Annotated in this window: 11 protein-coding genes; all 11 read right to left on the bottom strand. The window is 31.7% G+C overall.

Annotation, left to right across the window (positions count from 1 at the left end):
* Window positions 1-75: 75 nt before the first annotated feature.
* Window positions 76-405 carry a hypothetical protein gene (locus QLS31_RS15740; RefSeq protein ID WP_282744635.1) on the bottom strand — a complete coding sequence of 110 codons (330 nt, stop codon included), beginning with the start codon at window positions 403-405 and terminating at the stop codon, window positions 76-78.
* Between the two features lie 18 nt (window positions 406-423).
* Entirely contained in the window at window positions 424-729 is a 306-nt protein-coding gene (locus tag QLS31_RS15735; protein ID WP_099716014.1) for a hypothetical protein, read from the bottom strand.
* 184 nt (window positions 730-913) lie between these two features.
* On the bottom strand, window positions 914-1201 hold the full coding sequence (locus QLS31_RS15730) for a hypothetical protein (RefSeq protein WP_099716013.1): 288 nt from the start codon (window positions 1199-1201) through the stop codon (window positions 914-916).
* A gap of 188 nt (window positions 1202-1389) precedes the next feature.
* Window positions 1390-2058, bottom strand: coding sequence for a response regulator transcription factor (locus tag QLS31_RS15725; protein WP_099716012.1), 669 nt, complete (start codon window positions 2056-2058; stop codon window positions 1390-1392).
* 11 nt (window positions 2059-2069) lie between these two features.
* Window positions 2070-3788 carry an ATP-binding protein gene (locus QLS31_RS15720; protein WP_282744632.1) on the bottom strand — a complete coding sequence of 573 codons (1719 nt, stop codon included), beginning with the start codon at window positions 3786-3788 and terminating at the stop codon, window positions 2070-2072.
* Between the two features lie 179 nt (window positions 3789-3967).
* A complete protein-coding gene (locus QLS31_RS15715) occupies window positions 3968-5692 on the bottom strand; it encodes an ATP-binding protein (protein ID WP_282744631.1) in 1725 nt (574 codons plus the stop codon).
* 221 nt (window positions 5693-5913) lie between these two features.
* The gene (locus QLS31_RS15710; protein WP_282744630.1) at window positions 5914-8523 is read right to left on the bottom strand and encodes a zinc-dependent metalloprotease; all 2610 of its coding nucleotides are present in this window, start codon (window positions 8521-8523) and stop codon (window positions 5914-5916) included.
* Window positions 8524-8712: 189 nt separating this feature from the next.
* Window positions 8713-9057, bottom strand: a complete 345-nt coding sequence (rplT, locus tag QLS31_RS15705) for a 50S ribosomal protein L20 (protein ID WP_035633036.1) — start codon at window positions 9055-9057, stop codon at window positions 8713-8715.
* A 179-nt stretch (window positions 9058-9236) separates the two neighbouring features.
* A complete protein-coding gene (rpmI, locus tag QLS31_RS15700) occupies window positions 9237-9434 on the bottom strand; it encodes a 50S ribosomal protein L35 (protein ID WP_022827375.1) in 198 nt (65 codons plus the stop codon).
* Window positions 9435-9550: 116 nt separating this feature from the next.
* Window positions 9551-10102 carry a translation initiation factor IF-3 gene (gene infC, locus QLS31_RS15695; protein WP_099716007.1) on the bottom strand — a complete coding sequence of 184 codons (552 nt, stop codon included), beginning with the start codon at window positions 10100-10102 and terminating at the stop codon, window positions 9551-9553.
* Between the two features lie 22 nt (window positions 10103-10124).
* On the bottom strand, window positions 10125-12071 hold the full coding sequence (gene thrS, locus QLS31_RS15690) for a threonine--tRNA ligase (protein WP_282744629.1): 1947 nt from the start codon (window positions 12069-12071) through the stop codon (window positions 10125-10127).
* Window positions 12072-12632: the final 561 nt, after the last annotated feature.

The raw sequence follows: 12632 nt of genomic DNA, 5'->3' as shown, positions 1-12632 counted from the left end.
GTTTTGCTACAAATTCAATCGAAGATATTTTCAAGATAAAACAATGGAAAGACTAATCATTGCTGGAGTCAATCATCAATGGAATGAATTATAGGCAACTAAACGGACAAGCATATATTTAATATTAATAGTTTGAGTTTTTGTTTGGTTTTTTATGTAGATAACTTTCCCTTTTCGATGTCTGGAAAAATGTTTTACCGGACGTTGTTTAGCAGAAATGTCCATGGTGTTTTTTATTGGTTCATCAAATTTATTTAAAGGATAATCGCTTCTATTGATTATCAGTTGCTTTTCATTAGCATCATATTTATTTTGTGTATTCCTTTGTTTTTCGGATTGTTTTTTTGAAGTATAAGAGAATAATGCTATGAATAACAAGAGTCCTAGAATTATAATTTTTTTCATTTGTTTTTAAAGACTATATTAATTACAACATGCATTCACGATTTTTTTTCGAATTTTAAAAACCTTTGTGAGTTGCTTTTTCGTCAATAACTCTTTCTTGATTCCTTTATTCAATTTTTTGCTTAAGCTTTCAGATTTTACTTTTAAATAAGGGTATTTTGATAATGAAGCCATATTCCCTTTAAGAGATTTTTTATAATGTATGAGATATTCTTTGACATAATTATCATAGTCATTTAGTTTTTCATCCCATTTATCTAGAATTAATTCCTCTTTATTTTTTTCTGATACGTTCAGAATGGATATAGTTTCGTTTCTCGTCATGACCTACAAATTATTTTTTTGAAAATGATTTGGATTTTTTATCTTCTCAAAAGTAAGTTTGATAAAAGAGATTACCTTACGGGAACCCGTAAACCATTGAAAAAAATACCACAATACTTTATAAGCTCTCGTGCTTATAAAATATTCTGAAATTCTGAATTTAGTGCATTGAAATAAACGGCTATTATATTTTTATCCAATTGCTTGCAATCCAGTCTAATAATTGAGATCGGTAGATTTCATTTTCCAAAGAGGGATGTTGTAAAAAGCTTTCTGCTTTTTGAAAACTTGCTTTGGTTTGAGGAACTTTATATTTCTTTAGAAACTGATTACAGAAATGAATTACTTCAAATTCTTCTGTTTTATCAACATAAATCCTATCAAGAACTTCGATAGTTTTAGGATAATCGTCAGCATTTATAGTTTGTGAATATCCAGTAAATGCTAAGTCTTCTCTCGTGAAATCTGCCATTTTATTTGATTTAAAGTTTTATTAGCCAAACCTAATATCTTTAAAAACCATTTCTTTACGGGAAACCGTAAAAGAGGTAATTATTTTAAAAAATTAAATGATATCCAATTTCTAAGATTTGAAATTGCGATTTTCTTTAACGGATTTTATTGATTGTTGCACCGTTTTTATTGGAGAAAAAAATTAGCTTAAACTAAACCTAAATCTTTGGTAATAGCAATAAGATGCACATTATTACTGGCTTTGAAGTATATTTTTAATCTGTTAATTCGTTTTTCGAGACTGCTGCTGCCATTTGGGATGATTCCTGAATGTTTAAATTCTGATGAAATATCTTCAAGAGTCAAACCTTTAGATAATGATTTTAAAAGTGAAATGTCATAGGATTCAATTTCAAATAACGATTTGTCTCTTAATGCATGAGATATTTCAGCTGAAGGTTTAATTTCTTCATTATTATAAATGCGTTGAATCGCTTTCTTTAGCTCAGGAATACTGTCTCTTCCTTTAGATACATAGGCATTAATTCCCAAGTTATTGAATAGTGATTTTATTCTAAAAGATTTATCTTCTATGGAGAATACTATAGTCTTGATATCCGGTTGTGCTTTTTTTACTGCCTCAATTAGTTCTTCGCCTGAGTTTAGTCTGTTTTCTCGATGGTCAGGTTTAAATGATAAATCACTAATTAATAAGTCATAGGGCTGATTGTCATGAAGTGCTTTTTTTATTTTTAAAAAAGCATCATCACAGTATTTGGCATGATTAATTTCTAAGATAGAAATTTCTTCCAGAGCTTGAACAACTGCTATACTAATACTGTCTAAATCTTCGGCTATTAAAACTTTATGGAACATAGAATCGAGTATTATATTGGAATAATAAATTGCACTTTAAATCCTTTATTTGATTTAGTGTCAAAATTAATTAATCCTTTTATGGCCTGAATACGGTTTTCCACATTTTGAAGTCCATTTTTTGAATTTAATTGTTCTATAGTTGCTCCGACCCCGTTATCAGTGTAGTCTATTTGTAATTTATCTCCTGTTTTTTTAAAAGTCAGAACAACTAAACTGCATTGACTGTGTTTTTTCATGTTGACTAGTAATTCTTGGATGACACGATAAATGATGATTTTTTTGTTACTTTCTATTGCCATCCAATTGATAGAATCCATTCCATTAGTTATCACATTTACTTCTTGAGTATTAAAACCGGACATCATTTCTTTCAAATCAGATATGAATAATGGTCCAGTTTCCATAGCATTGTTTTCTCTGGAGATATTTCGCGTTCTTGAATAAATGGTGTCTAGATTGGAAATTAATATTTCTTTATTATGTTTTGTGGATAAATCTTGAGTTTCAGCAAATGCCATAGTATGATATACATCATTAGCTAATTCATCGTGAAGTTTTTTAGCAATTCGAATTTCAGTATTATAGGAAGCTTTAATTTTTTCTCTTTTATTTCTGGCTAAAAGGAGATTAGTTATAAAAATACTTATTGCAATAATGATTCCCACAACTGTATATAACACTAGATTTCTCTTTTTTTGATGTTCTAATTGAAGTGTTTTCTGGGCTTTTAATTTCAGATTTTCATCTTTTTCTTTTTTTGAATCGTATTTTATTTTAGCAAATTGGTTCTTAGCCTTTTGTCTTACTTTAGTAATACTGTCATTAATATGTAGGTATTTTAGAGAATATTCTTTTGATTTATTTGCTGAACTGTTTTGTATTAATAATTTTAGACATTCCAACCTTGAATCAACACTGTTAAGTTTTGTAGCTTTTTCATATGCAAGACGGGCATAATTATTACCTAAATTGACATTACTTTTTTTATAAAACTCAGAAAGATGGTAATAACTTGAAATTAACCCCCAATCATCCTTTTTTTGTTTTTTTATTTTTAAAGATTGATTCAGATAATTAAGTGCTTTTGAATTTCCTACTTTAAAATATGAATAACCTAGATTGTCAACTATTCTGGAAAATGATTCAGTATCGTTTAAAACTTCTTTTTTGAAAGTTAATGGATATAGAATTTGTATGGCTCGCTTATAATTTCCCATTTCCATATATGTTAAGGCGATATTGTTTTTTATACCAGATTTTCTAAGTTCATCAGTTTTTAAATTTAATGCTTTATAGTAGTAGTAAAGTGCATTTTCATAATCATATGCATATAAATAGTTAATACCAATTACGGTATAAATATTCCATTTATATTGGGGATTTGTAGTTTTTTCTAAAAAAGGAATCGCCTCCATAGCTGTAGTTTCACTGCCAGAATAGTCTCCTTGGTTTTGTTGGATAGTAGCCAAATTAGATATTGAATAGATGATTTTAGGAACATCTTTTTTTTCATCACAGGCTAATTTAGCTTTGTTGAAATAATAATAAGAACTATCATATTCTGATTCCTCAAAATATTTGTCACCTAGGTCAACCAATCGGTCAATTTCAGCTGTATTATGTTTTTTAATGGAATTGTTTAGCGTCTTTTTTTCACAGGAGTGAAGTATTAAAAAGAAGAACAATGATAAAAAATAAACTATGGGGCGTAACTTTTTTAGAATCATTTCCCGAAAATACAGAAATTAATTAAAATACTTAATATATCTCCTAAGCAATTTAGAGTATAGTTTTAGAAGGAGAGTTAGAGTTATCAGTTTTATGGATCAATTAAATTATCCTCAGTGTTTTAAATGGTTGTATTGTTTTAATTTAGTTAAAACTTTATGAAATATAGAATCGAATATTACATTGGAATAATAAATTGTACTTTAAATCCTTTATTTGATTTAGTATCAAAAGTTATTGTTCCTTTTATAGCTTGAATACGGTTTTCAATATTTTGAAGTCCATTTTTTGAATTTAATTGTTCTAATGTTGCTCCAACTCCGTTATCTGTGTAGTCTATCTGTAATTTGTTTCCATTTTGTTTCAAAGTCAGTACAACTAAACTACATTGACTGTGCTTTTTCATGTTGACAAGCAATTCTTGTATAACACGGTAAATGATGATTTTTTTATTACTTTCTACTACCAACCAATCAATTGAATCCATTCCATTGGTTAAAACATTCACTTTATCGGTAATGAATCCGGACATCATTTCTTTTAAATGAGATACAAATAATGTTCCTGTTTCTACGGTGCTGTTTTCTCGGGATATGTTTCGTGTACGGGAATAAATAGTATCTAGATTGGTCAGTAATATTTCTTTATTCTGGGTGGTAGATAAATCCTGTGTTTCAGCAAAAGCCATAGTATGATATACATCATTAGCTAATTCATCATGAAGTTTCTTAGCAATTCGAATTTCGGTATTATAAGAGGTTTTTATTTTTTCTCTTTTATTTTTGGCTACCAGATAATTATAGACAAAAATACTTATCATGATTATAATTCCAACGGCTAAGTATAATAATAAATTTCTATTTTTTTGTTGTTCCAACAGAAGTGCATTTTCGGCTTTTTGTGTTTTTAGATTTAGATTTTCTTCTCTGTTTTGATCACTATCGTATTTGATTTTTATAAACTGATCTCTGGCATTATTACGAACTTTTATAATACTATCATTAAGTCGGATGTAGTCTAAAGCATAGTTAGTAGTGCTTTTTTCAGAATTATTGGATACTAAAAAAGATAATGATCTCAATCTTTCATCTACACTGTTGAGTTTTGTAGCAGTTATATAGGCTTCTTCGGCGTATGTTTTAGCATATTTGGGATTTAATCCTTGGTAATATTCGGCTAAATGTAAATTACTTTCAATACTTCCATAGAAATCTGTATTGCTTTTTCTGATGAATAGTGATTTTCTCATCAATTGTAATCCTTCTGAGTTACGTTTTGTTTTAAAATAACAATAGCCTAGATTGTCTAGAACTCTGGCTTTTCTTTTATTGTTAGTGTTTAAATAAGATGATTTCAAAATGGATTCTAATATCTTAATAGAAGAGTCGTATTTTTTCATTTTGATGTAAACCGTGGCAATATTATTTTCAAAAGCAATTCTTCCTATCGAATCATTAGTTTCAGTTTTGGCTTTATTGTAGTAATACAAAGCATCTTTATAATTGAACAGTTCTTTTGAAGAAATGCCAAGAAGGTTGTATGCTGCTGATTTATAAGTAGAGTTTAGCTCTGTAAAGGATAAAGCTTCAATTAAATTTTTTTCACTTCCAACATAATCACCAGAGGTTTGTTGGCTATGCGCCATTTGAATTAAATTGTAGGTTACTGACGCGCTATCTTTTTCTAATTCATATAGTATTTTTGAACGGTTATGGTAATGAAAAGCACTGTCAAATTTTTGAAGTGCTAAGAACTTATCGCCTGTATCTAATAGTTCGCGTGCCTGAATAGCATTTTTACTGATATTATTTCCTTTATTGGAGGCTGACTCTTTTTTTAAATCATTTTGACAAGAATAGATAAATATCGAGAATAGGAATATAAAAATCGGGGAACGCATCATAAAGATAACTTTCCCCGAAAGTAATAATTTATAGTTTATAAACTTTAGTTTTATTATTTTGATTAATTTTTAGGAGTATTTTCATATCCCGGATTCCATCCTTTATATGGGAAACCATTAAAACCAATTATACAGTATTATTTAAAGCTAAGTTATCCCATAAAAAAATTCCCATTCTGATTTTTTGAATCTAAATGGGAGTTTTTTATTGTTTAAAAAAATTATTTTATGGCAAGAGCATTATCGATTAAGAAAATGAGGTTGCCTCTATGTGCTCGCGTACTTTCTTCTATGGAAGTTGCTGTAAGCAGCATTGATTTAATTTTTTTCAATGTTTGTCTTGCGGCAGCTTTCGAAATATCATCATAAGAGTTTCTAGAAGAATTTATATCCGAAATTTCTACAGCTTGTTTAACAAAATAAGTTTGAAGGTATTGTCTTTGCATATTCACTTTTCCAACTAAATCAGCTTTGAATATTCCGCTAACTAAATCATTCATAACTTCTGCTACTGAATATGTATTGCCATACAGACTTGTATTAGAAATTCGTTGCAATGTCGTAGGGTGGAGAATGTGTGAAAGCGCTCCATCAGTTTGCATTGATAGATAGATACCACCCAATTTTGGATCTTCTGTAGAAGAGAAAAATCCAAATCCACGTCTTTGCAATTGTAAATACGGATATAAAGAAGCATCAGCGTCAAATGCATTTGGTGCAAATGCATATTTATTCAATACCTCAATAGCTCTTTTTTGCTCAACTTCAGATACAGGGGTGAATGGTTTTTCAGTTGTATTTTGGCCTACATAACTTCGGTCAACATACACTCCGCCAACATAGCGGCTTACCACAGCAATCATGTTTCTTCTTTGCCCATTTAGCATACTATATCGAGAACGCAATTCTGCATAATTCTGTCCAGTTTTACTATATTTTACTTTAAGTTTAGGCATTACAGTGTTGACTAATTTAAATCGGCCTTCGGCATATCCTATTGCATCACTACTTAAGTCTTCAACCATTACATGTGGATCAATCGCCTTTCCAGAGGATCTCATATCATCGGCATCATTACCAAAAGCATGACCTGGTTCAGTACTTCTACTAAGAATTTTATTTAACTCATTCTCTTCCAGTTTTTCATCGAATTCCTTGTATCCATATTCAATGGCCCAAAGATCGTATGGTCCTGGTTTTGTAGTAAAATAGTTTCCTTGTTTTGTTCTATCCAATGAAAGATTAATAGTAGGATAATCCATTACTGAACCAATTAAACCAATTTTTTCTGTAATTGAGGTATCATTAAGTTCAGAAGGGCTTAACATTTGACTTGCTTTCATATTGTGATTTAGTCCCAAAGTATGACCCATTTCATGTAAGATCAAATAGTATAAAAATTCTTTATGAACTTTTAAAATAGTTTTTGGATCTTCATCATAAGCTTCTGCTATAGTAGCACCAGTCAAAAACTGACTTTTTAGTTCGCTTGCCATGGTACAAAGATGTCCATCTGAATGAAAATAGGTGTTGAGATTATTTTGATTTTGAATGCTTTTCGCCGAAAATAATTCATCATATATTGGAGATCTGCTTCCTGAACTCCATTCCACTGTAATATCAGAACCTAAAATTTGCCCTGTTCTTGGATTGGCAAAACTTGGGCCAATTGCACCATAATTTGGATTAGCAGAAGCAACCCATCGAATAACGTTATAACGTACATCACCTGCATCCCAATCAAAAGAGTCTGGTTGTATTTTCATTACAACAGCATTTTTGAAACCTGCTTTTTCAAAAGCTTGGTTCCAACGATTACCTGCTTCAACAATAGTTTGACGATATTCAACGGGAGTTGTATTCTCAACCCACCAAACAATGGGTTCTACAGGTTCACTGATAGCTGCCGTAGGGTCCTTTTTTGTCAAATACCATCGATTGATAATGTCTTTATAAGGTGTTGGTTTTATACTGGTTTGGTCATTAATAGTTTGTCCAAAATATCCAATACGAGGGTCATCCTGTCTGGATTTGAAATTATTTTCAGGAATTTCTAAAAACGTATGTTGCATACGTACACGAACATATCGTGCATCAGTAATGTCATTCCCACCGCCATTTAGAGGTGCTGGATTATCATAAGCTAAATCTACAACTACATCAGTGTTATTAGGAAAAGATCGGATGCTATGGTATTTTGACTTAGCGGAATTGAAATTACCCAGGTTGAAAATTGCTCCAGGAGGTATTCCTGGAGGCATCGTAGGTTTCACTGGATCTAATTTTTCACTCAAGAAAAGCCCATCAGCAAGAATTAAGAAACCAGTACTGTCTTGTGCTACAATTTTCTCAGCCAGAAAAATTGCTTCCGAAATATCAGTACCAGCAGTTTTACTAACGGCATTTGTTTTGTCGTAATAAAAAGCGGTGTTTACTAATCCAAATTCAATTTTGTCATTGGCTTTCTTTATGTTGAAAACGCTTGTTGCACGATGCATACTTTGATTTAAAAACAAAGCCGTTGGTCCATTCATGGAATAGCTTTGATAAATAAATTCCTTATCCAGTTGGTTTTTCTTAATGTAAAGTTGCATGTTTCCAGTAACGGTATCCTGATACATGGTAAACAAGCCTTCAATTTTTTTAGCACTTTTTATTTTATCATTTATAGAAACGGTAGCAGTTTTTTTCTTCTTAATGCTATCAGATTTTACATCAGCAACTTCTTTTTTGTTTCTCTTCTTACGATTGCTTTTTTCTTGAGCGAATGTAGAACTTGTAATAAATAAAAGCACTAAAAAAAGAAGCAGTGTGGATTTCAATTTAGTCATAGTATTTGGGTTTAATGAAAAATGATAGGAATCACGTCTGATTTTCTTAAAATCCTTACGAAATTAGAATAAAATTTTGATATTAGTCGTATTTTTTTGATTAGAATAAATTTTGAAAACAAAAAAACCTCAATCGAAAGATTGAGGTTTCTATATAAGTAAGTAATCTAAATTGAGTTGATAAAACGTTTATTTTACTTTATTAAGTACTGCTTTGAAAGCTTCTGGGTGGTTCATAGCTAAATCTGCAAGAACTTTACGGTTCAATTCGATTCCATTAGCTTTTACTTTACCCATGAATTGTGAATAAGACATTCCTTCCAATCTAGCTCCAGCGTTGATACGTTGAATCCATAATGCACGGAAATTTCTTTTATTCACTTTTCTATCACGGTAAGCGTAGCACATTGCTTTCTCTACCGCATTCTTAGCAACTGTCCAAACGTTTTTACGTCTACCAAAGAAACCTTTGGCTTGCTTCATTATTTTTTTTCTTCTTGCTCTTTTAGCAACTGAATTTACCGATCTTGGCATAATTTTACTGTTTTTTTGTAGCAGGCGGCTTGAATTTAATCAAAAGCACTTAATGGCCATACTCCAAGGTTATTTGAAATTGTTTTAACCTAAAGAATTTTTTAAAATAATTATAAACTGTAAATTATAAATTATAGACCATGAGTGAACAATTAATAATTAACAACTAACAATTAATCTTAGATAATTCTTAATTGTTGTTTGATGCTTTTCATATCTGTTTTGTGAACTAGCGCTGAGTGTGTCAAAGCTAATTTACGTTTTTTAGACTTTTTAGTCAAGATGTGACTTTTAAAAGCATGCTTTCTTTTAATCTTTCCAGAACCAGTAACTTTGAAACGTTTCTTGGCGCTAGATTTGGTTTTCATTTTAGGCATTTTTTCCTAGTGTTTTAATTTATTCTTACTTACTTATCTTCTTTAGTCAGAAAGTTCTTAAAGTCTTAAAGTCAAAAGTATTCAACTTTTGACTTTAAGACTTTTGACTTTAAGACTTATTTCTTTTTCTTTGGAGCAATGAACATAATCATTCTCTTTCCTTCTAGAACTGGCATCGCTTCCACTTTACCAAATTCTTCAAGATCTGTAGCTAATCTTAATAATAAGATTTGCCCTTGATCTTTATAGATAATCGAACGTCCTTTAAAGAAAACAAATGCTTTCAATTTCGCACCTTCTTTCAAGAACTTCTCAGCATTCTTTCTCTTAAATTCGTAATCATGCTCATCTGTTTGAGGTCCAAAACGAATTTCCTTAACGACTACTTGTGTAGATTTCGCTTTTAAGATTTTATCACGTTTCTTTTGCTCGTAAACAAATTTCTTGTAATCCATGATTTTACAAACCGGTGGATCAGCATTTGGAGAAATCTCGACTAAATCCAATTCAAATTGGTCAGCTAATCTTAAAGCTTCCGAAAGTTTAAAAACTCCAGGCTCTATATTTTCACCTACAAGTCTCACTTCTTGTACACCACGAATAAGGCTGTTTATTCTGTGTGCATCTTTTTTTTCTACGCGAGGTTGGTAACCTCTGTTGCTTCTTATTGCTATGACTTTATAATTTAAGTTAAACTGTAAATACTTTTAATGTTTTATTGATCTGTTCGTTGACAATAGCAGCAAATTCTTCTATCGTAACACTGATATTCCCTTTTCCTTCTTGTCCGTGACGACGGATAGAAATTGTCCCATTTTTCTCTTCTTCCTCACCTACAATCAACATAAATGGGGTTTTTTGCATTTCTGCATCCCTGATTTTCTTCCCGATTGTCTCGTTTCTATTGTCAATGAGGGCGCGAATTTCGTGATTTTCTAGCAAATCTAAAACTTTTTTCGCATATATTTCATATTTCTCGCTCAAAGACAATATTATAGCTTGTTCAGGCATCAGCCAAAGAGGGAAATTTCCTGCTGTATGTTCTAATAAAATAGCGATAAATCGTTCCATTGAACCAAAAGGTGCTCTGTGAATCATTACTGGTCTATGCAATTCGTTATCAGATCCTTTGTAGGTTAAATCAAAACGTTCTGGAAGGTTGTAATCGACCTGAATCGTTCCTAATTGCCATTGTCTTCCCAAGGCATCTTTTACCATGAAATCTAATTTTGGACCATAGAAAGCTGCTTCGCCATATTCTACTACAGTATTTAGACCTTTGTCGGCTGCAGCGTTAATAATTGCATTTTCCGCTTTTTCCCAGTTTTCATCAGTACCTATATACTTATCTCTATTTTCTTTATCTCTCAGTGAAATCTGAGCTGTAAAGTTTTCAAACCCTAATGAACCAAATACATATAGTACCAAGTCAATTACCTTCTTAAACTCTTCGTCTAGTTGTTCTGGAGTACAAAAAATATGGGCGTCATCCTGAGTAAACCCTCTTACACGAGTCAAGCCGTGTAATTCACCACTTTGTTCGTATCTGTAAACTGTACCAAATTCAGCATAACGCTTCGGTAAATCTTTGTATGACCAAGGGCGTACATTATAAATTTCACAGTGATGAGGACAGTTCATAGGTTTCAATAAAAACTCTTCTCCTTCTGCTGGAGTGCTTATAGGTTGGAAACTATCTGCACCATATTTTGCATAATGTCCTGAAGTTACATACAACTCTTTTTGGCCAATATGTGGTGTAACCACTTGCTCGTATCCGCCTTTTTTCTGTGCTTTTTTCAAAAACTGTTCTAGTCTGTCTCTTAAAGCGGCTCCTTTAGGCAACCATAATGGTAAACCTGCGCCTACCTTTTGAGAAAAAGCAAAAAGTTCAAGTTCTTTTCCTAGTTTTCTATGGTCACGACGTTTTGCTTCTTCTAGTAATTCTAAGTATTCCGTTAAATCCTTTTGTTTAGGGAATGAAGTTCCATAAACACGAGTAAGCTGCTTGTTTTTCTCGTCGCCACGCCAGTATGCTCCTGCAACGCTCATGATTTTCATCGCTTTGATTATTCCAGTATTTGGAATATGCCCACCACGACATAAATCAGTAAACGTATCGTGATCACAAAACGTAATTGTTCCATCCTCAAGATTGCTAATAAGCTCTGTTTTGTAAACGTTGTCCTTATATAGTTCTAAAGCTTCAGCTTTAGAAACGGGACGTAGTTTGAATTCATGCTTACCTCTAGAAATTTCAAGAACACGATCTTCAATTTTTTTAAAGTCAGCATCAGTGATTTTTTGGTCTTCAAAATCTACATCGTAATAAAAGCCATTAGAGATTGCTGGTCCAAGAGTTAATTTTATACCAGGAAACATTTCCTCAAGTACTTGTGCCATCACGTGAGAAGTTGAATGCCAAAAAGCTTTTTTTCCGCCTTCGTCATTCCAAGTATATAATATAAGACTGCCGTCCGTCGTCAAAGGAGTTGTTGTTTCCAAAGTTGTACCATCAAAAGAAGCCGAAATAACATTTCTGGCAAATCCTTCACTAATGCTCTTGGCAACGTCCATAGGAGTAATCCCAGGAGCAAACTCTTTAACTGACCCGTCGGGCAAAGTAATCTTAATCATCATTTATTATTTTAAGAATGCAAATATAGACCATTACAAAAATACATACAATATATATATAAGGTTTGTTATCATAAATAGGTCTAAAAACTAAAAGAAGAGTTATTGTAGCATATGAGTTTAGTAGGAGTGTTATAATTAGGAGCTGTTTCCCGCTATTCGTTGTAATCTTTTCTCTCGTAAAGAAACGAGAGAAAAGGATTTTCACTGCTATCGGGGCTAGGAGAGTGGTTTTGGTTAGTCGTATTCTGCTTAAATCATCCGAAATAGGGAGTAATTAGGGGTGTTAATTAAAAAAGTGAATAAAGATTATGGGTACGTATATATTGTATAGTCTTGATAAAAGGAGAATCCGGTGTGTTTTTTGATTTTTTTCTTATGTTTATCATAAAAAACTTTTGTGTTTCAAGAATCATGTTTTCAGCGAGTTAAAGATTGGGTTGCGAAAACATGAAAAAAAAGGTTTAAAAAAGCTTGTAAAAGCGAATAAAGGTGCTACTTTTGCACCCGCAATGACGCAGACGTTCTTTAGAAGACTGACAAGTAAACTGGATTGAGAGA

Origin of the sequence: Flavobacterium sp. XS2P24, from assembly GCF_030010285.1 — a bacterium.
Classification (GTDB): domain Bacteria; phylum Bacteroidota; class Bacteroidia; order Flavobacteriales; family Flavobacteriaceae; genus Flavobacterium; species Flavobacterium algoritolerans.
The sequence above is the reverse complement of the archived record's forward strand: the minus strand, read 5'-3'. Positions and strand labels throughout refer to the sequence as shown.

What these genes read in the sequence shown, in the direction of transcription:
- QLS31_RS15730 (WP_099716013.1), bottom strand. Translation starts at nt 1,201, where the DNA reads ATGGCAGATTTCACGAGAGAAGACTTAGCATTTACTGGATATTCACAA.
- QLS31_RS15735 (WP_099716014.1), bottom strand. Translation starts at nt 729, where the DNA reads ATGACGAGAAACGAAACTATATCCATTCTGAACGTATCAGAAAAAAAT.
- rplT (WP_035633036.1), bottom strand. Translation starts at nt 9,057, where the DNA reads ATGCCAAGATCGGTAAATTCAGTTGCTAAAAGAGCAAGAAGAAAAAAA.
- QLS31_RS15715 (WP_282744631.1), bottom strand. Translation starts at nt 5,692, where the DNA reads ATGATGCGTTCCCCGATTTTTATATTCCTATTCTCGATATTTATCTAT.
- rpmI (WP_022827375.1), bottom strand. Translation starts at nt 9,434, where the DNA reads ATGCCTAAAATGAAAACCAAATCTAGCGCCAAGAAACGTTTCAAAGTT.
- QLS31_RS15710 (WP_282744630.1), bottom strand. Translation starts at nt 8,523, where the DNA reads ATGACTAAATTGAAATCCACACTGCTTCTTTTTTTAGTGCTTTTATTT.
- QLS31_RS15720 (WP_282744632.1), bottom strand. Translation starts at nt 3,788, where the DNA reads ATGATTCTAAAAAAGTTACGCCCCATAGTTTATTTTTTATCATTGTTC.
- QLS31_RS15740 (WP_282744635.1), bottom strand. Translation starts at nt 405, where the DNA reads ATGAAAAAAATTATAATTCTAGGACTCTTGTTATTCATAGCATTATTC.
- QLS31_RS15725 (WP_099716012.1), bottom strand. Translation starts at nt 2,058, where the DNA reads ATGTTCCATAAAGTTTTAATAGCCGAAGATTTAGACAGTATTAGTATA.
- thrS (WP_282744629.1), bottom strand. Translation starts at nt 12,071, where the DNA reads ATGATTAAGATTACTTTGCCCGACGGGTCAGTTAAAGAGTTTGCTCCT.